The sequence below is a fragment of the Brucella lupini genome, from assembly GCF_002252535.1.
In the GTDB taxonomy this organism is placed as follows: Bacteria; Pseudomonadota; Alphaproteobacteria; order Rhizobiales; family Rhizobiaceae; genus Brucella; species Brucella anthropi.
The window spans coordinates 91572-114484 of sequence record NZ_NNRN01000042.1; the positions used below are offsets into that span (position 1 = coordinate 91572).

Consider the following 22913-nt stretch of genomic DNA (forward strand, 5'->3'; position numbering starts at 1 on the left):
AATATCCCAAACTTATTAGAAATCGATCGACCGACCCTTGATCTCCCAATCGCCGAAACGGGCGGGGTCCTTGCCGCCGCGACCACCGATTTCGCGGGGCGCTTCGTTTGCCTTTTCGGCAGCGCGGCGCGCTTCAGCTTCCTTCAATGCGCGCTGGGCAGCAGGCGGCAGGTCTTCGAACGTGCGCTTGTCGACGTTTTGCGGGCTTTCGGTTTTTTCGCTCATCGGTCACAATCCCGTTCTCGGTTTTTGCTTCGAACATTGAAGCAAAGCCTGTTCATACCCATCATATAGGCAGAAAGGCTTGCCGTGCAAAACCCTTGCGGGTCATGCAGCCTAGGATTTGGAGACCGCCGCAGATGAATATGACAAAAACTGCCATGCTGATCGCCCTCATGACGGTCATGTTCATGAGCATCGGCTATTTGCTGGGCGGCGGCGGCGGCATGATGATTGCGCTTGTGATTGCAGTCACCATGAACCTGTTCGGCTACTGGAACTCCGACAAGATGGTGCTGCGCATGTACAATGCGCAGGAAGTGGATGAGCGCAGCGCACCGGACTATTACCGCATGGTGAGTGGGCTCGCCGCCAATGCGGGCCTTCCGATGCCGAAGGTCTACATTATCCATGAAGACCAGCCGAACGCTTTTGCCACGGGCCGCAATCCCGAAAATGCTGCCGTTGCAGCCACGACTGGCCTCCTCAACCGCCTGACGCCGGAAGAAGTCGCAGGCGTGATGGCGCACGAGCTGGCGCACGTCCAGAACCGCGACACACTGACCATGACCATCGTCGCAACGCTTGCCGGTGCCATCTCCATGCTCGGCAATTTCGCCTTCTTCCTGGGCGGCAATCGCGAGAACGGCAACGGCATCATGGGCGTGGTCGGCACCATTCTTGCCATGATCGTCGCGCCCTTTGCCGCGATGATCGTGCAGATGGCTGTCAGCCGCACCCGCGAATATGCCGCCGACAAGCGCGGCGCGGAAATCTGCGGCAATCCGCTGTGGCTGTCCTCGGCGCTGGGCAAGATCGCGCGTGGCGCCAAGGCCATCCCGAACGAGGAAGCCGAACACAACCCGGCAACCGCGCATATGTTCATCATCAATCCCTTGAGCGGACGCGGCGCGGATAATCTTTTTTCGACCCATCCGGACACCGATAACCGCATTGCAGCACTTGAACAGATGGCTGCCGAAATGGGCATCCGCTCGGCTGGAATGGCCCCGCGTGCCGCTGCCCCTTCCCAAAGCAGCGGTCCATGGGGTAATGCAGGCGGTAACAGCAATGGCGGTTCCGGTTATCGGGGGCCGTGGTCCTAAATAAAGTAGAACAGTGTGAACGATAAAAAGCCCGCGCCGAAGCGTGGAAATAAAAAGCCGCAAATGAACACCAATGCCGCAGACCTGCGCCCCGGTCTGGCGGCGCGTTTGTGTGCGGCGCGCCTTCTCGGTGCGGTGATCGAAAAGAACACCTCGCTTGACGGCCTGACCGACAATACGCACGGCCATCCGCAATATCTGGCGCTGGAGCCGCGCGACCGCGCGCTGGTTCGCGCCATTCTCGGCTCTGCGCTCCGCAATCGCGGCAGCATCGAACGCGCCATCAACAAGCGGCTCGACCGGCCATTGCCGGAAAATGCCGTGGCGTTGAAACATCTTCTGCATGTGGCCATCGCCCAGATTTTCTATCTGAACCTGCCCGATCATTCGGCGGTCGATCTTGCGGTGGAAGCGGCGAACAACGATCCGCGCAATCGCAAATATGCCGGTCTCGTCAATGCGCTGCTGCGTCGCCTTTCGCGCAACAAGGAACGTGCTCTCGCCCACACGCTTGAGCCCGAAACCAATGTGCCGGAGTGGTTTGCCAAAAGCATCACCGACGCCTATGGCGCGGAAAAAGCAGCAGCCATTCTTGCCATGCATGCCTATGAGCCGCCGATCGATTTCACGGTCAAGGGTGACGCAAAGGCATGGGCCGAAAAGCTCGGTGGCGTTGCGCTGCCCAACGGTTCGGTGCGCCTGCAAACGGTCGAAGGCAATCTCACCGACCTGCCCGGCTTTGCCGAAGGCGACTGGTGGGTGCAGGATGTGGCCGCGAGCCTGCCTGCGCGCCTGATGGGTGATATCAAGGGCAAACGGGTTGCCGATCTGTGCGCCGCCCCCGGCGGCAAGACGGCGCAGCTCGTACTTCAGGGCGCAGACGTGACCGCGCTCGACCTTTCCGAAAACCGGCTGAAGCGCCTGCGCGGCAATCTGGAACGTCTCGGCTTCGAGGCGAAGACCGTTGCCACCAATCTGATGGATTTCCAGCCGGACGAACTGTTCGATGCTGTGCTTCTGGATGCGCCCTGCTCTTCCACCGGCACCGTGCGTCGTCATCCGGATGTGCCTTGGACCAAGACGCCGCAGGACATAGCAAAGCTTGCCGAACTTCAGGGCAAACTTTTGGCGCACGCCGCCACTCTGGTCAAACCCGGCGGCGTAATCGTCTTTTCCAATTGTTCGCTGCACCCGCTCGAAGGCGAGGAAATGGCGCGCAAGGCAGTGGAAAATCCGTTGCTGGAACCTTTCCCGATCACGGAGCAGGATTGCCCCAGTCTGAACGGGCTTCTGGATGGGCTGGTCACAGCAGAAGGCTTTCTGCGATCCACTCCGGCAGACTTGCCGCCGGATCGTTTTGAAGGCAATCCGCACATGGCTGGCATGGACGGCTTCTTCGCGGCCCGCTTCAAGCGCCGGGCCTGAGACCGGATATAAGCAAACAAATCGTATAATTTGCCATAACGGGTCGCGATACCCGTTATGGTTAACGCTCGATTCACCATTTCTGTACAATTGTATCAAAGGAACTGGCTGCTCGATCTGGCCAAACAATAATGACAAACGATACGGAGAAAGACCGGGTGGCAGTCGCCCTCAGCGAAACCCCACATCTTTGGGGACTGGCCGTTGCACAGGCTTGGCGCAAGTTCAGCCGCCGTCTGCGCATGGGGCCGCTTTATCGCTGGCGCTTCACCGGCTTCACCCCCGACCGTATCCTGATCGCACCGCCTGATCTGCGCGTAGCAGACCCGCAATTGGCACAGGAATTCTATCATGGCCGTTTTGCGCTGGCCGGTCGTCTGGTCGAAACCGGCGGATTGTCGCCTTTCGCCGTCGAACCGCCAACGCCAGAATGGGAAGCAGCGCTTCAGAGTTTCGGCTGGCTGCGTCATTTGAAAAGCGCCAATAGCGAACTGGCAACCGCCAATGCGCGTGCGCTCGTCGATGACTGGATGCGCATGTTCGGCAAGCGGATCGGCGGCATCGCCTGGTCACCGGAAGTCACTGCCCAACGCATCATCGCCTGGCTTCAACATTCGAACCTTATTCTGTCAGGCGCCGAACTTCCCGCCTATCGCCGCTTCATGCGCTCGCTTGCCATGCAGGTGCGTTATCTGCGCACCGTTGCCGCCGCCATGGATGATGGCGAGGAACGGTTGCGCGCCCGCATCGCATTGGCATTCGCCGCTCTGGCTCTGCCTGTTTCGCCGCCGACTGCACGCGCCGCCCGGCGCAATCTCGAATATGAGCTGAAACGCCAGATCCTGCCCGATGGCGGGCATATCTCGCGCAATCCCGTTACGGTTCTGGAACTGCTGGCCGATCTTCTGCCGCTCCGCCAGACCTATGCCAACGGCACGGAAGCACCGCCCAAGGCGCTGATCGAAGCCGTCGAGCGCATGTTGCCAGCCCTGCGTTTCTTCCGTCATCAGGATGGCAGCCTTGCGCTTTTCAACGGCGTTGGCCCGACCATGCCGGAACGCATCATCTCGGTTCTCAGGCATGACGAGACTGCCGGATCGCCGCTGACCCATGCGCCCTATTCCGGCTATGAACGGCTCTCGATGGGTTCGACCACCATCATCGCCGATACCGGACTGCCGCCGCCGGTCACAGCTTCGCGGGATGCCCATGCCGGCTGCCTCGCCTTCGAAATGTCCTCCGGGCGCCAGCGCTATATCGTCAATTCCGGTATCGACCGTTTCGGTCCGCCGGAATTTCGTCCATTAGGCCGTTCCACGGCTGCGCACTCCACGGCCACCATCAACGACACCTCATCGTGCCGCTTCAGCCTCAATGCGGGTCTCTCCAACATGATCGGCACGCCGATCATTGCAGGACCAACCCGCGTGCAGCGTGACCGGATCGAGGAAATGGGACGACAGGGCTTTGTTGCCAGCCATGACGGCTATGCGCGCCTGTTCGGCATCTATCACGAACGTCGCCTTGTGCTGTCGCACAATGGCAGCGTCATTCAGGGCGCAGACCGCTTCTATCGCGGCGATGGCCGTCCGTTGAAGGCGAACGGACGCGACAATATCGCCGTGCGTTTCCATCTGCATCCGTCGGTCGATATTTCCTTCGATGAGAACGGATTGATCGTTCTGTCGGCGGATCGCGACGATACCTGGGTCTTCTCCTGTTTTGAAGTTGCGCCGCAACTGGAAGATTCGATCTTCTTTGCGGGCTTCCGTGGCCCCGTGACATCGAAGCAGATCGTGCTCTCCTTCCCGGCATCAGAATTGCCGGAAGTGAACTGGCAGTTCAGCCGCGTCGCACTCGGCAGTTACGTATAATAGCAGGGCGCTAAGATGCTAACGCATCACGCCCTGAAAATGCTCAATTGCCGCACGGGCTTAACCAAGTCTCGATGAGTCAAACTCAATGAGACTTGGTATAGTCCGCTCTCCACCGCCCTCACCCTGAGGCGGCGCGGCAGCGCCGTCTCGAAGGGTCGAGGGTCAATGGGACCGAATGCGGGGCAAGAAATACCTCTTCACCGTTCTTTTCCGGCCTTTTGCGGTAGGATTCCCGGCGCGTCTGTGTTAGGGCGAGCCGTCCACTTTCCTGAACGCATCCGTTTCAGCAACGAAGAGACCAACTCCCTATGGCTGTCAGCTCCAAGCATATTCCCGCTCCCGATCTTCATCGGGTGCGCCGCGCCCTCCTTTCCGTTTCCGACAAAACCGGCCTGATCGATTTCGCCAAAGCGCTTCACGCGCAAGGTGTCGAAATCCTCTCGACCGGCGGCACCGCCAAGTCGATTGCCGCTGAAGGCATTCCGGTGAAGGATGTATCCGAAGTAACCGGCTTCCCGGAAATCATGGACGGACGCGTCAAGACGCTGCATCCGGCAGTCCATGGCGGCCTGCTCGCCGTGCGCAACGATCCGGAACACGTCGCGGCCATGGAAGAACACGGCATCGGCGGCATCGATCTTGCCGTCATCAATCTCTATCCGTTCGAGGAAGTCCGCTTCAAGGGCGGCGACTACGACACGACCGTCGAAAACATCGACATTGGTGGCCCCGCGATGATCCGCGCTTCGGCCAAGAACCACGCCTATGTCGCCACGGTCGTCGATCCTGCCGACTATGCCGACGTCGTCGCTGAACTGGAAAAGCATGCAGGCTCCCTGCCGCTTGCCTTCCGCAAAAAGCTCGCCGCCAAGGCCTTCTCGCGCACAGCAGCCTATGACGCAGCCATTTCCAACTGGTTTGCCGAAGCGATCAACGAAGAAACTCCGGTCTATCGCTCGGTCGCAGGCAAGCTGCATTCCGTCATGCGCTACGGAGAAAACCCGCACCAGACGGCTGGCTTTTATCTCACTGGCGAGAAGCGCCCCGGTGTTGCCACCGCGACCCAGCTTCAGGGCAAGCAGCTCTCCTACAACAACATCAACGACACCGATGCGGCTTTCGAACTCGTCGCAGAATTCGATCCTGCCCGCACCGCAGCCGTCGCCATCATCAAGCACGCCAATCCTTGCGGCGTTGCAGAAGCAGCCACCATCAAGGAAGCTTATTTGAAGGCACTCGCCTGCGATCCGGTTTCGGCGTTCGGCGGTATTGTTGCGCTCAATAAAACGCTCGATGAGGAAGCCGCTGAAGAGATCGTAAAGATCTTCACCGAAGTCATTATCGCTCCGGATGCCACCGAAGGTGCACAGGCCATCGTTGCTGCCAAGAAGAACCTCCGTCTGCTCGTCACCGGCGGCCTGCCGGACCCGCGCGCCAAGGGCATCGCCGCCAAGACAGTCGCCGGTGGTTTGCTGGTCCAGTCGCGCGACAATGGTGTGGTCGACGATCTCGATCTCAAGGTCGTCACCAAGCGTGCGCCGACCGAAGCCGAACTCAACGATATGAAATTCGCCTTCCGCGTCGGCAAGCATGTGAAGTCGAACGCCATCGTCTATGTGAAGGACGGCGCAACGGTCGGCATCGGCGCAGGCCAGATGAGCCGCGTGGATTCAGCCCGCATCGCAGCCCGCAAGGCTGAAGACGCGGCAGAAGCCGCCGGTCTTGCAGAACCGCTCACCAAGGGCTGCGTGGTCGCTTCCGACGCGTTCTTCCCGTTTGCCGACGGTCTGCTTTCCGCCGTTCAGGCCGGTGCAACCGCGGTCATCCAGCCGGGAGGTTCCATGCGGGACGATGAAGTGATCGCCGCTGCCGACGAACATGGCATCGCCATGGTCATGACGGGGATGCGTCACTTCCGCCATTAGAGCTTTTACGCATTATCCTGCGCAAAACCGCTCCGCACTTTTGCTGGAAATGCTCTAACCCCTTATAATAAAGTATTTATTGAGGCCCCGGAACCGATCATTCCGGGGCCTCGTTTTCATTGAGTTTCATATTGTTTCGTTTAAATTCGTTTTCAGCATAGACCGGATCAACGGAGGAGCCCGCCCCATGACGCAGTTTATCGGTTCCATCGACCAGGGAACCACGAGTTCGCGTTTCATCATTTTCGACAGGCAGGGCGATATCGTCGCGAGCGACCAGCGCGAACATGAGCAGATTTATCCAAAGGCGGGCTGGGTCGAACACAATCCGATAGAAATCTGGCGCAACACACAGCACGTCATTGCCGCAGCACTCAAAAAAGCAAAACTGAAGGCAAGTGATATCGCTTCCGTCGGCATCACCAATCAGCGCGAGACCACACTGCTCTGGGACAGGAAAACCGGTGCGCCGCTCTATAATGCAATCGTCTGGATGGATACGCGCACCGACGAACTTGTTTCCCGGTACACGAAGGACGGTGGCGCAGACCAGCTGCGTGCCAAGACCGGCCTGCCGATCTCGACCTATTTCTCCGGGCTCAAGCTGCGCTGGATACTCGACAATGTTCCGGGTGCGCGTGAAAAGGCCGAAGCCGGAGACGCACTTTTCGGCACAATCGACACATGGCTGGTCTGGAACCTGACCGGTGGCACCGAGGGCGGCATCCACATCACCGATGTGACCAATGCTTCCCGCACCCAGCTGATGGATCTTTCGACGCTGCAATGGGATGAAGACATACTTCGTCTTTTCGATATTCCGTCAGCCTGCCTGCCGGAAATCCGCTCTTCAAGCGAGGTCTATGGCGAGATCACCCTGCCCTCCCTTTCCGGTGTAAAACTTGCGGGCATTCTGGGCGACCAGCAGGCAGCGCTCTTCGGTCAGGCATGTCTGGAACCGGGCGAAGCCAAGAACACCTATGGCACGGGCTGCTTCATGCTGATGAACACCGGCGAGAAACTGGTGCCCTCCAATTACGGTCTGCTGACCACGGTTGCCTACAAGCTCGACGGCGCCAAGCCGGTTTATGCGCTGGAAGGCTCCATCGCCATTACCGGCGCCCTGGTGCAATGGCTGCGCGACAATCTCGGCATCATCAAAACGAGCGGCGACATCGAAACGCTGGCGCGCACCGTCGAGGACAATGGCGACGTTTATTTCGTTCCCGCCTTTTCCGGCCTCTTTGCACCGCATTGGCAGGATTCAGCGCGCGGTATCATTGCTGGCCTCACCCGCTTCGCCAACAAGGGGCACATTGCCCGGGCGGCCCTGGAAGCGAGCGCCTATCAGGTGCGCGAAGTGCTCGATGCGATGGTGAAGGATTCAGGCGTCGAAATCACCGAGTTGCGCGCCGATGGCGGCATGACCATCAACGAACTGCTCATGCAGTTCCAGTCCGACATTCTGGACGTGCCGGTCGTGCGCCCGAAAATTATCGAGACGACGGCGCTGGGTGCTGCCTATGCGGCCGGGCTTGCCGTCGGCTACTGGAAATCCACGCACGACATCGTGGAAAACTGGCAGGTGGGCCATCGCTGGCATCCGCGAATGCCCGTAGACGAGCGCACGCGCTTGTTCAACGCATGGGAAAAAGCGGTTCAGCGTTCACTCGGCTGGATCGAATAAAAGTCAGATTCCGGCCCGTTACTGCGGGCCGGATGTAAGCGGCTTGTCGGCGGGGTAAGGCGTTATGGCCGCCAGATAGAGCCCGACGGCGAAGAACAGCAGCAGCACTGACATGCCAAGTGCAGCCGAGCCGCTGAGCGCGGTAATTGTCGCAACCAGAAACGGTCCGAGAAAACTCGTCGCGCGCCCCGCCAGCGCATAGATGCCGAAATATCGACCCGATTCCTCCGGCTTGATGCTGCGCGCAAACCACGACCGGGACGAGGCCTGTATAGGCCCAAGCGCGACGCCTATCGTCAGCCCGTAGATGAGGAAAGCCTGTTCCGAAGCTGTCGAGAACAAGCCTTTTGCCTCCGGATAGCTGACAGGCACCAGACCGAACAGCAGATAATGCGTTCCGGTGGAAACGATACCGAGCGAAGCCAGCAGCAAAAGCACCAGCGATCCGATGACGATGATCTTGGAGCCGAGCCTGATATCGAGGCGCGCCGCGACAAGGCAGCTCAGGATTGCCGACACATTGGTGATCATGCCGAAGAGGCCAATCTCGTTGATGCTCCATTGAAACAATGAAGCGGCATAACCGGCGCCGAGCGCGACAATGGCATTGAGCCCGTCCTGATAGAAAAGGCGGGCGGCCAGAAAGCGCGTGATCCCCGGATGTTCGCGCACTTCCCGCAGCGTCGATTTGAGTTCCGCCAGACCGCTGCCGATTGCCTGACGCAGCGGCTGCCCGCGCGCCTGATCGGGTGTAAACAGAAACATCGGCATGATGAAAACAAGATACCAGAGTGCCGCTATGGGGCCGGTGATGCGGGCATCTTCGCCGCTGACGGGGTCGAGGCCAAAGAGTGGCGGAAGCCCAATCAGCGTCTTGCCTGTGTCGGGTGATGCAGCCAGAAAAACCACCACGAAGATCAGCACCAGAACACCACCCAGATAGCCGAGCCCCCAGGCCAGATTGGACACCCTGCCGATCTCGCTGCGCGGGACGAGCCGCGGCATCATGGAATCGTTGAAAACGATTGAAAACTCCGCCGACACCATCGCGATACTGAAAGCCAGAAGCACCCAGAACAGGTTCGCACCGGGCACCGCAAACCAGAGCGTCATGAGTCCAACGATCTTGAGGACAGCAAAAAAGCCGATCCATGGTTTGCGGGAGCCTGTCTTGTCGGCAATCGACCCCAGAACAGGCGAAAGAACAGCGATCACAAAACCTGCGGCAGCGATACCATAGCCCCAGGCAATCTGCCCGGCTTCAGGCGTGTCGGCCATGCGGGAGATGAAGTATGGACCGAAAATGAAGGTGACAATAACCGTGAAAAATGGCTGTGCCGCCCAGTCGAAAAATATCCAGCCCCATACGCCGCGCCGCGAGGCATAGCCCCGAGCAGGCAGAACCTGATCGCTCAATTGTTTGTTCCTTCCCCCGGACAAGAAGTTGGTCCAACCATTGACCGGCCAGTCGGTTGGATACTTCGCTTTTATCAGCGGCACCATATAACCCGAAATGCTGTTTCAAAAGAAACAAAAAGGGCGACCGAAGCCGCCCTTTTGCAAGATTATGTCGTTGTTTTCTATTGCGCCAGATCAGACATCAGGCCCGCTGCAACCGCCAGTCGCGAGACTGTCAGGTCACCACCTTCCGTCAGCGCCACCATACGGTTTTTCACCTGCTCGATACGCGCACCATCGGCTGCGAACCAGGCTGCTGCCGGATCCTTGTCCTTGGCAAAACGCTTGAGCGCCGCAATGGTGATACCGCGCGCGGCCTGCGTGATCGTATCGCTTGCTCGTGACAGGGCAAGCCCGTCATAATAGTCCGTGACGGGGATGGAGCGCGCAGCTTCCTCGATGCGACCAATGCGGAAGGCTTCCGAAACACCGAAATAGGTCTTGGCGGTTACCACCCGGTCGGCACCGGCCAGATGCGCGATCAGCGCGATGTCCGGCATGATGCCTGCAAGCTGCAGATTGGCAAGACGCTGAGCCAGCTTTTCCGGTGCACCCTTTTCCACAAAAGCGGCCTTGTCGGCCTGAAGCGTGCTCTTCAGATATTCCGGCATCAGGCCGTCGAAACGCGGTTCCAGTTCGGCACGTGCCCTGGTGATCGTATCCACCAGTTCCGTCAGGTTGGCGCGTGTCGTATCGTTGCGCAGCACCCAGGCCGTCGTCGCCTGCAGCATTTCGCCGACGAGATGGTAGAACTGGTTCTGCACATCGCCCGGCACCTTGCTGTCGAGCGCATCGATGGCATCATAGATCGCATCGATCTCGAAACCGTCGCGCACTGCCACATAGGCACGCACGATATCAGCAGGCGACTTACCCGTCGTATCGGCCAGACGGCTGATGAAGGTGATACCGCCACGGTTGATGACATCGTTTGCCAGCAAAGTAGCAACGATTTCACGGCGCAGACGATGGCCGGAGATTTCCTCGGCGTAAGTCTTGGTCATGCGCTTCGGGAAATAGCCGAACAGCAGCGACTGGAAGTAAGGTTCGTCCGGAAGCTGGCTTGCCACCAGATCATCCGACAGCGACAGCTTGGCATAAGCAAGCAGAACCGCCAGTTCCGGCCGTGTCAGCGGCTGGCCTGCCTTCTGGCGTTCGGCCAGCAGCGCATCGGACGGCAGATACTCCACCTTACGGTCGAGAAGCTTGCGGTTTTCCAGCTCCGCCATGAACCGCGCCTGATAGGGCAGTTCTGCCAGACCCTGCCTTTCGCTGAGCGAAAGCGCCAGCGGCTGCAGATAATTGTTGCGCAGAACCAGTTCGGACACATCGTCGGTCATGCTGACCAGAAGCTTGTTGCGTGCCGGGCGCTTGAGATTGCCCGAACGCATGGCAGCAGCCAGAGCGATCTTGATGTTGACCTCGACGTCCGAGCAGTTGACGCCCGCCGAATTGTCGATGGCATCGGTATTACCACGACCGCCTGCCAGCGCATATTCGATGCGCCCGCGCTGGGTTGCACCGAGATTGGCGCCTTCACCAATCACACGCGCACCAACTTCCGAGCCGGTGATGCGGATCGCATCATTGGCGCGGTCGCCAACCTGCGCATCCGTTTCAGCGGACGAGCGGATATAGGTGCCGATACCGCCGAACCAGAGGAGATCGACCTTCGATTTCAGGATCGCGGTCATGATTTCCTGCGGCGTGCCGGAGGTCTTTCCAAGGCCGATAGCTGCAGCAGCTTCTGCCGACAGGGTAATCGTCTTCTGGCTGCGACTATAGATGCCGCCGCCAACCGAAAGCTTGGAGCGGTCATAATCCTGCCAGCTCGAACGCGGCAGTTCGAACAGCCGCTTGCGTTCGGCAAAGCCGTCGGCTGGAACCGGGTTTGGATCGATGAAAATATCGCGATGGTCGAACGCAGCCACCAGCTTGATCTGTTCGGAAAGCAGCATGCCGTTGCCGAACACATCGCCCGACATATCGCCCACACCGGCAACCGTGAAAGGCTCGGTCTGGATATCCATGTCGAATTCGCGGAAATGCCGCTTCACGGCTTCCCATGCGCCGCGCGCGGTAATGCCCATGCCCTTGTGGTCATAACCGGCGGATCCGCCGGATGCGAAGGCATCGTCCAGCCAGAAATCATGTGTCTGGCTGATGGCATTGGCCGTATCGGAGAAGGTGGCCGTGCCCTTGTCGGCAGCAACGACGAAATAAGGATCGTCATTGTCATGGCGCACGACTTCCGCCGGCGGCACGACATGATTGTCCTCGATATTGTCGGTGACCGACAGAAGCGTGGAGATGAACACCTTGTAGGCATCGCGACCAGCTTCAAACACGGCATTGCGATCGCCGCCGACCGGCAGACGCTTCGGATAGAAGCCACCCTTGGCGCCAACCGGCACGATCACCGCATTCTTGACCTGCTGTGCCTTCACGAGGCCCAGCACTTCGGTGCGATAATCCTGTGCGCGGTCCGACCAGCGCAGACCACCGCGGGCAACAGCACCGAAGCGCAGATGCACGCCTTCCACTTCCGGCCCATAGACGAAGATTTCGCGATAAGGGCGCGGGTCCGGCAGGCCTTCGACCAGACGCGGATTGAGCTTGAAGGCAAAGGTGACACGCGGCTTGCCGTCGGCATCCGGCTGATAGGCATTGGTGCGCAGCGTCGCTTCGATCAGATTGCGGAAACGGCGCAAAATCTGGTCGTCGTCGATGCTCGGCACGCCAAGCAATGCGGTCTCAATAGCATCGACCAGCTTCTTTTCAGCCGCATCACGGCGCTTGGCCGATGGGTTGAAGCGCAGATCGAACAGCGAATAGAGATCGCTGGCGATTTCAGGATAACGGTTCAGTGCGGCCGCGATGAAGCCCTGCGAATAGGCGATGCCTGCCTGTTGCAGATAACGGCCATAGGAACGCAGGATCATGATCTGGCGTGCCGTCAGGCGTGCGGTCTGCACCAGCGCGTTATAGCCGTCATTGTCAGCCAGACCGTCCCAGACATTGCGGAACACATCTTCCAGCATCTCGCCATCGTCGGAAAGATCGACGGGAGCGCCATAGGCGTTCACGAGCTGCATGTCGTGCACGTAAACGGCAGCGCCGTCCTTGCCAGCATGCGGCAGGTCGATGGTCTGCTCGCTGACGACACGGAAGCCCATGTTTTCCAGAAGCGGCACACGCTGCGACAACACAACCGGCGCACCGTGATGATAAAGCTTCAGCGAAACCGCATCAGGACCATCGGTGCGATAACGATAGAAGTCCACGAAAAGCGGAGCCTCTGCGCTGAGGCCAGCGATGCGCTCCGCATCGACCAGCGCTTCCGGTGCCGTGAAGATTTCGCGATAGGATGGCGGGAAGCTTGCAGCAAGCGCGACCGTCTTTGCGTCTGCACTGTCAGAGCTTTCACGAACCGCATCGTCCCATGTGCGGACAATGGCGCGCACTTCGGCTTCCAGCGCTTCGCGATCCACATGCGGTGTGGAGCGCTCATGACGGCGGATGACGAACTGAACGCGCGTCAGGCCGTTCTGCAGGAAGACCGGGTGGAATTCGAAACTGTCGCCGCCATAGATATCAACGAGATAGTGTCCGATCTTCTCGCGCACGACCGAGTCGTAACGGTCACGCGGGATATAGACCAGCACGGTCGCAAAGCGGCCAAAGCGATCGAGACGCGGAACGGCACGCACACGCGGGCGTTCGCCGAGCGCAAGGATCAGCTCGGCATTGGCCGTCAGGCTTTCCACATCGATCTGGAAAAGCTCGTCGCGCGGATATTCTTCCAGCACGTTGATGAGCGCCTTGCCCGAATGGTCCTCGCGGTTGAACCCGAGATGCTTGATGACGGCATCGGCCTTGGAGCGGATGAACGGAATGCCTGCAACCGAACTCGTATAGGCAACCGAGGTGAAGAGACCGACCAGGCGCAGTTCGCCGATGGCCTCGCCCTTCTCACCGAATATCTTCACGCCGACATAATCGAGATAGGAGCGGCGATGCACCAGCGAAAGCGAATTCGCCTTGGTGACGATCAGCGGCTCGTTGCTGTCGAGGAATTCCGTTACCTCACGCGGCGTCACCGTGTCGTCGTCATCCTTGCGCAGGACGCGGACTTCATGGTCGTTGAGAATGCCGAGCGTTTCCTTGACCGGAACCAGTTCGCGCTTGTCGCCCTTGCCCTTGAAGGTGAGTTCGCGAAGTCCGAGAAAGATGAAACGATCATCGCGCAGCCATTCCAGAAACGCGATGGCCTCCGGCATGGCCGGATCGCTCGTCATTTCATAAACGCGCTTGTAATCGGCGATAGCGCCATCGAGGCGCTTCAACATCGGCTTCCAGTCGCTGACAGCGGCACGAACCTGTCCGAGCGCGCGCTTGATGGCGGCGGTCAGATCGGCCTTGACCTGTTTGTCGAGGGCTGGAAGATGAATCTGTACCAGGCTGACGCGCTCGACGCCCTTGGCAGGCGCGAGCTGCGATGCTTCGCCCAGAATGACCAGCTCGTCCTTTTCGCGCGCAATGTCCAGAACCGGATGCACGACCATGAAAATCTGGCTGACATGATCATTCAGCTCACCCATGATGGAGTCGAGCAGGAACGGCATATTGTCGTTGACGATGGTGATGACGCTCACCGGCCGACCATGGCGCTCGATACCATTATCGACGCTGATGATGCTCTTGCCCTTGCGATAGGATTCGAGGGCGGCATAGCCGTGACGGGCTGAACTGTCGAGAGCGGCAGCATCGTAAGCGGCCAGATCTTCTGGCGGCGCCCATTCGAAGAGAAGCTGCGAGAAGGCCGTAAGCGCCTTCGACTTGCCTCCCTTCTTCTCCTCCTTGCTTGCCTTGGAACCTTTAACCTTGCTCGACCGATCCTGCTTTGCAGTCACGTCGGATACTCCTGTCATGATGGCAATGCGCGCCAAACTAGCAGATTAGACATTGGTTTCGATGGCAATTCGTTGAAAATAACGAAAAATTTCCCGGAAAGTCAGAAAGACCGCATTTAATCCATTTAATTTGGAACAAAACTTCGAAAACTTCCCGCGAAATTTCGGAATATGCCAGCGGATTTCTCCGCGCAGCTCAAAAGTGCTGCCAAAAGGGCGAATCCAGAGGTCAGCTTCGCCACATTTCAGACTAAAGTTGCAGATGATTCTGATGAATGAATCGGCCTGTCAGAGCTCGATCAGGTGATCGTCCAGCTCATTGATATTGTCTGCTCCTGCCGGGAAATGTTTCTCCAGCAAAAGCCCGGCCTGACCGATGGTCAGCACGAAACCTTCGGCCACTTGCGCGCGGGAAGCGTGATGGATGAGCGTCGCGACAATTGCATTCCACTCGCCCTGTTCGACACGCGCATGAATGCCCGCATCAGCGATCACCTCGGCATAATGTTCGGCCATAGAGACAAAGAGCAAAATGCCGGTGCGGTGCTCGGTAATATGGACATTGCGTGCCAGAAACTGTTGCAGCGCATTGAGATGGGCGCGCTTGTAACGGATGCGGCGCGGCACCAGCATCATGCGGATGGCCGGAAAGAACCAGAGCACCAGCATCGCAGTCAGGAACGCCGCCAGCACCGCAAGTCCGAACATGGGCAGGCGGATATCGAACCAGTACCAATGGGCGAGAAAGGCCGCGATCACCGAAGCGATGAGGATGCCGCAAGTCGCAACAAAGCCCGCCGCAAAGAAATAGTCATCGCTCGAGCGCGCCAGAACGGCATAGATTTCGCCGCTGGTTTCTGCTTCCGCCTTGCGGATGGCCTCGGCAATGCGGGCATGGTCCTCGGCGCCAATCAGCGTTTGATGCTTCATCGTTGCGTCTCCCTACCAGCTACCCGAGGCGCCACCGCCACCGGATGAACCGCCACCACCGGAGAAACCGCCGCCTCCCCCGCCGGACGACCAGCCACCGCCGCCGCCCCAGCTGCCACCACCCCTGCCGCCAGAGCCGCCGCCGCGATTGTTGTAATCCACGACCATGCCGAGCCACTGATATTTGCCCGGCCCGATCTTGCGTCCGAAAACCGGCGTCAGGATCGCCATGCCGAAACCGCCGAAGAAGATCAGGCACCAGAAGGCGATGAAGACAACAAAGACCCAGTCGACATCATCCGAACTCGACTGCACATTGCGCTTGGCCCGCGCTTCAAGCTCGGCGGCATCGCCGGAAAGCACCGAAAGAATACCGTCAACACCCTGTACGATGCCGTTCGAGTAATTGCCGGTACGGAATTCGGGAATGATGGTGCCGTTGATGATGACGCTTGAAAGCGCGTCGGTCATGACGCCTTCAAGACCATAGCCGACCTCGATCCGCACCTTGCGGTCATTGGGCGCAACCACCAGCAATATGCCGTTGTTTTCCTGTTTCTGCCCCAGCGCCCAGGCACGGAACAGACGGTTGGAATAGGTTTCGATGTCTTCGCCGTTGAGGCTCGGGACCGTCACCACAACCACCTGATCCGATGACTTCGCTTCAAAATCGGCAAGCTTCTGGGTCAGTTGCTGGCGCTCGGCGGGGTCGATGATCCCCGCCGCATCCACGACACGACCGGTCAAGGCCTGTGCAGGCTTTGGCGCATCCTGTGCAAGGGCCGCCGTGTGCAGCGTCAGCGCTGCGGAAAACAACAGGAAAGCGAGCGCAAGGAGATGTCGCGGCCAGCCCAACCAGCCAAGACCGCGACGATCACGCGAGAGTGCTGCACTCGCCCCGAAACGCATCATGAAACGCGCCGTCAGTTGAAGTTGACTTTAGGCGCGGCCTGACTGCCTGCATCGGCACTGAAGCTCTGCATCGGCTGTGCATCGCGATACCAGATCCACGTCCAGATCATCGTCGGCATGGTGCGCAGCGCCGTGTTGTAGACGCGAACCGCCTCAATATAGTCGCGGCGTGCGACGGCGATGCGGTTTTCAGTACCTTCAAGCTGCGACTGCAATGCAAGGAAGTTCTGGTTGGCTTTCAGGTCCGGATAGCGCTCGACCACCACCATCAGGCGCGACAGCGCGCTTGTCAGATTGGCCTGATTATCCTGGAACTGCTTGAAGAGTTCCGGATTGTTGAGCGTTTCCGGCGTGATCTGCACCTGCGTCGCCTTGGCGCGCGCCTCGATCACGGCCTGCAGGGTTTCCTGTTCGTGAGCGGCATAGCCTTTCACGGTCTCGACCAGATTGGGCACGAGATCGGCGCGGCGCTGGTACTGGTTCTGCACCTCGCCCCAGGCAGCCTTCGCCTTTTCCTCATTGGTCGGGATCGTGTTGAAACCGCATGCCGATAGCAGCGGAACCATAACAGCCAGACCAAGAGCGATGAAAATACGGCGAAAAGAGAAAGAAGTGGCAACCGTCGCAGCCGACATGGACTTCTCCTGAAAAGAGCGCTTTGCCAAGCGCCGGGGAAACAAATTCATCACCCGCATATGTGCGTTCACGCAAATGCGAGCCGTCAAATCAACAAGATAACGCAATTTCGCGCATCGTCCAGCCTGATTGCAGCGCATGCACAACAGTCAAAGAAAACCGCCTGCGCACGGCGCCGCAGCGAGGTCTTTCCCGAATGGATTTCACCTTACGAATATGTTGACTTAGTCAACACAATAGATATTGATAGTGTCAACATAGGGAGACGCCGCGCCGGGGCGTAAGCAGACATGACGCAAGTAGACAATCTCGACGACATCAGTGCATTACGGGCGTTCAACCGTGTCTATACGCGCCGTCTCGGCCTGCTGAACGCCCATCTGGACAAGAGCCCGTTCACGCTGACCGAGGCGCGTATCCTCTACGAGATCGCCCATCGCACAGCACCTGCGGCGGCAGACATCATGCGAGCGCTCGGGCTCGACCGGGGCCAGTTGAGCAGAACACTGAAACGCTTCACCGAACGTGGGTTGATCGAGACGTCAGAGCATCCCGACGGAGGCCGCAGCCGTCCCATCCAACTGACCGATGCCGGTCGCAAGACATTCGGCGCACTGGAACGTAACACCTGCGACGCTGTTGGCGAACTTCTCGACGGACTGCAGCCGGATCAGCGCAGAAATCTGCTGGCAGCAGCGGGTACGATCAAGCGCATATTTGATGACGAGCACCCCAAGGATTTGCAGCTGCGCAATCTGCGGGCCGGTGATCTGGGGTGGATCATTCACCGGCAGGCAGTGCTCTATACGGACGAGTATGGCTGGAACAGCGACTATGAGGCACTCGTTGCCCGCATTCTTGCCGATTTCTCTGAAGCCTTCGATCCCACCCACGATGCGGCGTGGGTAGCTGAACTCGACGGTCGTGTGGTTGGATCGGTGTTTCTGGTCAAGGGGGACCAGCCAAAGCTTGGCAAATTGCGCCTGCTCTATGTCGAACCGGGTGCGCGCGGGGCCGGTGTCGGTGCAAAGCTCGTGAACGCCTGTATCGAACGCGCGCGCACTGTCGGCGATGAGCGCATCACTCTATGGACGAACAGTGTTCTCACGGCAGCACGGCGTCTTTACGAACGCGCCGGATTCCGGCTCATTGATGAAGCACCGCACCATTCCTTCGGCGCGGATCTCACCGGTCAGACATGGGAGCTGGACCTGAGGTAAGGCTCGACCGGCAACATCTTAGCCAGCCCATAAGACCAGCCCATAAGAAAAGCGGCGGATTGCTCCGCCGCCTTTTCAAACCATAAGACTGCGCGAAAAATTATTCGCTTGCAGCTTCTTCAGCCGGAGCAGCAGCGGCTGCGGCAGCTTCAGCGGCCTTTGCAGCAGCTTCTTCTTCAGCCTGCTTGGCCATGGCCAGACGTTCCTGAGCCTTCTTGCCCGGCTCACCCTTGGTCGGGTTGCTGCGGGTCGGACGCTTTGCAAGACCAGCCTGGTCAAGGAAGCGCAGAACGCGGTCGGTCGGCTGTGCGCCCTGTGCAATCCAATGCTGGATGCGGTCGGCATCGAGCTTCACGCGTTCAGCGTCCTTGGCCAGCATCGGGTTCCATGCACCAACGGTTTCGATGAAGCGGCCATCACGCGGGCTGCGGACGTCGGCAACAACGATGTGGTAGTAAGGACGCTTCTTGGAGCCAGCGCGGGCCAGACGAATCTTCAGAGACATTTTTTCTTTCCTTTAGACAATTGCTTCGCCCGAGGGATGGTCAGGGCAAAACGGGTTAAACCGTAGCTACGGTTGTTGTTTTGACGCGCATCTTACCCGAAAACCGTTTCACACTTTTCGGGATGCGCTTTACTTTCCGCCGTGGTTTGCGGCGGCATGCTCATGATGCCGAATGACTTCCTTCACGATGAAGTTCAGGAATTTTTCGGCGAAATCGGGATCGAGGTGGGCATCGGTTGCCAGGGCGCGCAGACGTTCCACCTGACGCTTTTCGCGGTCCGGATCAGCCGGTGCGAGGCCGCGTTCGGCCTTGAGTACACCGACAGCCTTGGTGCAGCGAAAACGTTCGGCCAGCATGTGGATCAGCGCAGCATCGATATTGTCGATGGAGGCGCGCAGTGCCAGAAGTTCAGCCGGTGCAGTGTTCTGTTCGTCGCTCATGATGCTCACTTCTTCTTCGGCAGGCCGGGAAGACCGCCACCAAGACCGGGAAGCTTAGGCCCTCCCAAACCGGGGAGACCGCCGCCCGGAAGGCCCGGCAAACCGCCGCCTTTCGTCAGACCGGCTGCTTCCGCCTGCTTGGCAAGTGCTTCAAGCTGCTTCGGGTCCATCTTCGAGAGATCAGGCATGCCACCAAGGCCGCCCATTCCGCCACCGAGACCACCAAGGCCCATCTTGTTGGCAAGGCCGCCCATCATCTGCTTCATCATTCCGCCCTTGCCCTTGCCCATGACTTTCATCATGTCGGCCATCTGGCGGTGCATCTTGAGAAGCTTGTTGATGTCGGCAGCAGTCGTGCCGGAACCCTTGGCAATGCGCTGCTTGCGGCTGTGCTTGAGAAGGTCGGGATTGGCGCGCTCGGCCTTGGTCATCGAGCCGATGATGGCGAGCTGGCGGTCGAACACCTTGTCGTCGAGACCGGCTGCTGCTGCCTTGTCCTTCATTCCGCCCATGCCGGGCATCATACCCATAATGCTGCCCATGCCGCCGAGCTTTTTCATCTGGCCCAGCTGATCGGCAAGATCATTGAGATCGAACTTGCCCGACTGCATCTTCTTGGCCATCGCCGCGGCTTTTTCCGCGTCGATGTTTTCAGCAGCTTTTTCCACGAGCGAAACAATGTCGCCCATGCCGAGAATACGGTCGGCGATACGCTTCGGATAGAATTCCTCAAGCGCATCCATCTTTTCGCCGGTGGCGATCAGCTTGATCGGCTTGCCGGTGATGGCACGCATCGAAAGCGCTGCACCGCCACGGCCATCGCCATCCATACGGGTGAGAACGATACCCGTAATGCCAACGCGCTCGTCGAAATTGCGCGCCAGATTGACGGCATCCTGACCGGTCAGGCTGTCGGCGACGAGCAGGATTTCGTGCGGATTGGCGGCCTTGCGGATATCCGCCATTTCCACCATCAGCGGCTCGTCAATATGCGTGCGGCCTGCAGTATCGAGAATGACGACATCGTGTGCGCCAAGCTTTGCAGCCTGTACGGCGCGCTTGGCGATTTCGACCGGCGACTGGCCGGCGATGATCGGCAGCGTGTCGACACTGGTCTGAATACCGAGCTGGCGAAGCTGTTCCTGTGCGGCAGGACGGCGCGTATCGAGCGACGCCATCAGCACCTTCTTGCGCTGGCGCTCCGTCAAACGCTTGGCGATCTTGCCTGTGGTGGTCGTCTTGCCCGACCCCTGCAGACCGACCATCATGATGACGACAGGCGCAGGCGCGTTCAGGTCAATTGCGACACCTTCGGTGCCAAGCATCTCGATAAGCTCGTCATGGACGATCTTGACGACCATCTGGCCGGGCTTGATGCTTTTCAGAATCTCTGCGCCGACGGCCTTCTCACGAACGCGGTCGGTGAAGGAGCGAACCACTTCCAGCGAAACGTCAGCCTCGATCAGCGCGCGACGCACTTCGCGCAACGCCGCGGCCACGTCGGCTTCAGAAAGAGCGCCGCGTCCGGTAAGGCCGTTCAGGATGGAGCCAAGACGCTCCTGAAGTGATTCAAACATCGAATTTCCTTTTAATCCAAGAAGAGGCTTATGCTTCGTCAGGGATAAATCGTCCCGCTTATCTGCCAGTTCAAGAAGCAACCAAAGCGATACAGCACCCGAGGGCGCATCGCGCTGTCGGATGTGGACCTCCGGGATCGCTTTATACCAAATGGGTCCCGGTCGGTGGCTCGCGTTCTGAAGATCGCGGATAGATTGGAGCTGGCTTTAAGGTGATCAGCCCGCAATGTCAAGCAAAAGGCCTGAAACTCACTGAAACCGGCCCAGTTTGTTTTGGGCGCTTCTTGTTCCGAAAACTGTTTCACACTTTTCGGGATGCGCTCCAATACAGGGCCGGTTTCGATTTTGTTTTACTGTGCGGCCACACCGGCAAGCGGATCGCCGATGCCCAGCACATAAAGGCCGATCATCAGCAGCGTTCCCGCCAGAACCACATAATAGATCGTGGGAATGATGGTCATGCGCAAGGTCGTGCCTTCACGTCCCAGCAAGCCGACCGTCGCGGAAGCTGCAACCACGTTGTGGATCGCGATCATGTTGCCAGCGGCGGCGCCCACTGACTGACCGGCGACCATCAACGCACCGGAAATGCCAAGCCCTTCCGCCACGCCATACTGGAACTGGCTGAGCATGAGGTTCGACACTGTGTTGGACCCGGCGAGGAACGCACCCAGCGCACCCACGGACGGCGCGAAGAACGGATAGACATTTCCGACTTCCACCGCCACCCAGTCGGCAACCATCAGCGGCATGCTTATGAGTTCCTTGCCATTGACGCCGGAATTGATCATGACGCGCACCATCGGCACGGTGAACAGAAGGACGAAGCCTGCGCCCACCAGCGTCTTTGTGCTTTCACCGAAAGCCTTGGCGAACTGTCCGCCGTTCATCCGATGCAGGAAGAAGGTGATCACACAGACGATGACCAGAAGACCGCCCGGCAGGAAGAGCGGCGTGAAATCACCACCTATACCGGTTTCGCCCATGATGTCCTTGGCAACGAACGTGATCGACTTCAGCGCATTGCCAACCGACGGGAACGTACGGCTGACCACCAGAAAGATCGCCAGCAGAATGTAAGGGGTCCATGCCAGAACAAGCGGGATTTTCTTCGAGGTCAGTTCATCGAGCTTGATCTGGACGGTGCCGACCCAGCCTGCAGGCCATTCCGAAGCGGGAGGGAAATCCCAGCTCTGCTTCGGCATCAGGAAACCGGCTCGTGCGGCAAACGTCGCCAGCGCAAGCCCGACGAGACCGCCGATCATGGACGGGAATTCAGCACCGAGGAAAACCGCGCTCAGCACATAAGGAATGGTGAACGAGAAGGCCGCAAACAGCGCGAAGGGCAGAATGGCGAGACCTTCCGTCCAGGAGCGGTTGCGCCCGAAGAAGCGGGTCATGATGACCACGAGGAACAGCGGCATGAACGTGCCGCAGATGGCGTGCAGGATAGCCACTTCCGATGTGATGATGTGGAAGAACTGTTCCCAGCTTGATCCGGCGCCCTGCAATTGCGCCGTCAGCGCCTCGCGATTGAGGCCTGACTGGACACCGACGATGAGCGGCGTGCCGACAGCACCGAACGACACGGGCGTCGACTGGATGATCAATCCGAAAGTAACGGCGGCAAGCGCCGGAAAACCGACGGCCACCATCAGCGGCGCCACGACAGCAGCAGGCGTGCCGAAACCGGATGCGCCCTCGATGAACGAGCCGAACAGCCAGGCAATCAGGAACACCTGAATGCGGCGGTCAGGGCTGATCTGGGCAAAGCCGGAGCGGATCGCAGAAATGCCGCCAGAATATTTCAGCGTATTGAGAAGCAAAATCGCACCGAAAATAATCCAGAGCAGACCTGCAGTCTGGATCAGGCCCTGAATGGTCGAGGCAATGACCCGGTTGCCGCTCATGCCCCAGACCGCCATTGCGATCACGACAGTCAGCACATAGGTCACCGGCATCGCAATGCGGGCCTGAATACGAAATCCGACCAGCATCACGCCGGCTACGAGAATTGGCAGAAATGCAAATAATGCAAGAAATCCGTTCGACATGTGGCGTCCTCCCCGTCAATGTCACGAA

The 22913-nt window shown here is 59.0% G+C and carries 16 protein-coding genes; 6 read left to right on the forward strand and 10 right to left on the reverse strand.

Annotated features, from left to right (window positions below; genetic code table 11):
* Positions 1-15 precede the first annotated feature (15 nt).
* Positions 16-225, reverse strand: a complete 210-nt coding sequence (locus CES86_RS09285) for a DUF1674 domain-containing protein (protein ID WP_012091251.1) — start codon at positions 223-225, stop codon at positions 16-18.
* A gap of 134 nt (positions 226-359) precedes the next feature.
* Between CES86_RS09285 and htpX the strand changes: the two genes are divergently transcribed.
* The 5 genes from htpX (at position 360) to glpK (ending at position 8239) form a co-directional block, all read left to right on the forward strand.
* On the forward strand, positions 360-1325 hold the full coding sequence (gene htpX / locus CES86_RS09290) for a zinc metalloprotease HtpX (protein ID WP_012091250.1): 966 nt from the start codon (positions 360-362) through the stop codon (positions 1323-1325).
* A gap of 15 nt (positions 1326-1340) precedes the next feature.
* Positions 1341-2750, forward strand: coding sequence for an RsmB/NOP family class I SAM-dependent RNA methyltransferase (locus CES86_RS09295; protein WP_094514230.1), 1410 nt, complete (start codon positions 1341-1343; stop codon positions 2748-2750).
* Positions 2751-2881: 131 nt separating this feature from the next.
* Positions 2882-4624: a heparinase II/III family protein gene (locus tag CES86_RS09300; RefSeq protein WP_010661483.1), complete on the forward strand. Its 1743-nt coding sequence runs from the start codon at positions 2882-2884 to the stop codon at positions 4622-4624.
* Positions 4625-4935: 311 nt separating this feature from the next.
* Positions 4936-6552: a bifunctional phosphoribosylaminoimidazolecarboxamide formyltransferase/IMP cyclohydrolase gene (gene purH / locus CES86_RS09305; RefSeq protein WP_043061913.1), complete on the forward strand. Its 1617-nt coding sequence runs from the start codon at positions 4936-4938 to the stop codon at positions 6550-6552.
* A gap of 187 nt (positions 6553-6739) precedes the next feature.
* Positions 6740-8239: a glycerol kinase GlpK gene (gene glpK, locus CES86_RS09310; protein ID WP_094514232.1), complete on the forward strand. Its 1500-nt coding sequence runs from the start codon at positions 6740-6742 to the stop codon at positions 8237-8239.
* A gap of 18 nt (positions 8240-8257) precedes the next feature.
* Here glpK and CES86_RS09315 read toward each other — a convergent pair whose 3' ends face one another.
* From CES86_RS09315 to CES86_RS09335, 5 genes are all read right to left on the reverse strand, one after another.
* On the reverse strand, positions 8258-9655 hold the full coding sequence (locus CES86_RS09315; protein WP_094514260.1) for an MFS transporter: 1398 nt from the start codon (positions 9653-9655) through the stop codon (positions 8258-8260).
* A 164-nt stretch (positions 9656-9819) separates the two neighbouring features.
* On the reverse strand, positions 9820-14610 hold the full coding sequence (locus CES86_RS09320) for an NAD-glutamate dehydrogenase (protein ID WP_094514262.1): 4791 nt from the start codon (positions 14608-14610) through the stop codon (positions 9820-9822).
* A gap of 288 nt (positions 14611-14898) precedes the next feature.
* Positions 14899-15540, reverse strand: a complete 642-nt coding sequence (locus CES86_RS09325) for a TPM domain-containing protein (RefSeq protein WP_094514233.1) — start codon at positions 15538-15540, stop codon at positions 14899-14901.
* A 12-nt stretch (positions 15541-15552) separates the two neighbouring features.
* Positions 15553-16452: a TPM domain-containing protein gene (locus CES86_RS09330; RefSeq protein WP_094514234.1), complete on the reverse strand. Its 900-nt coding sequence runs from the start codon at positions 16450-16452 to the stop codon at positions 15553-15555.
* An 11-nt stretch (positions 16453-16463) separates the two neighbouring features.
* Positions 16464-17087, reverse strand: coding sequence for a LemA family protein (locus CES86_RS09335; protein WP_012091242.1), 624 nt, complete (start codon positions 17085-17087; stop codon positions 16464-16466).
* Between the two features lie 291 nt (positions 17088-17378).
* Between CES86_RS09335 and CES86_RS09340 the strand changes: the two genes are divergently transcribed.
* Positions 17379-18308 carry a bifunctional helix-turn-helix transcriptional regulator/GNAT family N-acetyltransferase gene (locus CES86_RS09340; RefSeq protein ID WP_012091241.1) on the forward strand — a complete coding sequence of 310 codons (930 nt, stop codon included), beginning with the start codon at positions 17379-17381 and terminating at the stop codon, positions 18306-18308.
* Between the two features lie 100 nt (positions 18309-18408).
* Here CES86_RS09340 and rpsP read toward each other — a convergent pair whose 3' ends face one another.
* The 4 genes from rpsP to CES86_RS09360 form a co-directional block, all read right to left on the reverse strand.
* Entirely contained in the window at positions 18409-18813 is a 405-nt protein-coding gene (rpsP, locus tag CES86_RS09345) for a 30S ribosomal protein S16 (RefSeq protein ID WP_010661492.1), read from the reverse strand.
* A 129-nt stretch (positions 18814-18942) separates the two neighbouring features.
* Positions 18943-19254, reverse strand: coding sequence for a chorismate mutase (locus CES86_RS09350; RefSeq protein ID WP_012091240.1), 312 nt, complete (start codon positions 19252-19254; stop codon positions 18943-18945).
* A 5-nt stretch (positions 19255-19259) separates the two neighbouring features.
* On the reverse strand, positions 19260-20831 hold the full coding sequence (gene ffh / locus CES86_RS09355) for a signal recognition particle protein (RefSeq protein ID WP_012091239.1): 1572 nt from the start codon (positions 20829-20831) through the stop codon (positions 19260-19262).
* 350 nt (positions 20832-21181) lie between these two features.
* Positions 21182-22885, reverse strand: a complete 1704-nt coding sequence (locus tag CES86_RS09360; RefSeq protein WP_010661495.1) for an L-lactate permease — start codon at positions 22883-22885, stop codon at positions 21182-21184.
* Between the last annotated feature and the right edge of the window lie 28 nt (positions 22886-22913).

What these genes read in the sequence shown, in the direction of transcription:
- purH (WP_043061913.1), top strand. Translation starts at nt 4,936, where the DNA reads ATGGCTGTCAGCTCCAAGCATATTCCCGCTCCCGATCTTCATCGGGTG.
- htpX (WP_012091250.1), top strand. Translation starts at nt 360, where the DNA reads ATGAATATGACAAAAACTGCCATGCTGATCGCCCTCATGACGGTCATG.
- CES86_RS09285 (WP_012091251.1), bottom strand. Translation starts at nt 225, where the DNA reads ATGAGCGAAAAAACCGAAAGCCCGCAAAACGTCGACAAGCGCACGTTC.
- CES86_RS09360 (WP_010661495.1), bottom strand. Translation starts at nt 22,885, where the DNA reads ATGTCGAACGGATTTCTTGCATTATTTGCATTTCTGCCAATTCTCGTA.
- rpsP (WP_010661492.1), bottom strand. Translation starts at nt 18,813, where the DNA reads ATGTCTCTGAAGATTCGTCTGGCCCGCGCTGGCTCCAAGAAGCGTCCT.
- CES86_RS09340 (WP_012091241.1), top strand. Translation starts at nt 17,379, where the DNA reads ATGACGCAAGTAGACAATCTCGACGACATCAGTGCATTACGGGCGTTC.
- ffh (WP_012091239.1), bottom strand. Translation starts at nt 20,831, where the DNA reads ATGTTTGAATCACTTCAGGAGCGTCTTGGCTCCATCCTGAACGGCCTT.
- CES86_RS09300 (WP_010661483.1), top strand. Translation starts at nt 2,882, where the DNA reads ATGACAAACGATACGGAGAAAGACCGGGTGGCAGTCGCCCTCAGCGAA.
- CES86_RS09350 (WP_012091240.1), bottom strand. Translation starts at nt 19,254, where the DNA reads ATGAGCGACGAACAGAACACTGCACCGGCTGAACTTCTGGCACTGCGC.
- glpK (WP_094514232.1), top strand. Translation starts at nt 6,740, where the DNA reads ATGACGCAGTTTATCGGTTCCATCGACCAGGGAACCACGAGTTCGCGT.
- CES86_RS09335 (WP_012091242.1), bottom strand. Translation starts at nt 17,087, where the DNA reads ATGTCGGCTGCGACGGTTGCCACTTCTTTCTCTTTTCGCCGTATTTTC.
- CES86_RS09330 (WP_094514234.1), bottom strand. Translation starts at nt 16,452, where the DNA reads ATGATGCGTTTCGGGGCGAGTGCAGCACTCTCGCGTGATCGTCGCGGT.
- CES86_RS09325 (WP_094514233.1), bottom strand. Translation starts at nt 15,540, where the DNA reads ATGAAGCATCAAACGCTGATTGGCGCCGAGGACCATGCCCGCATTGCC.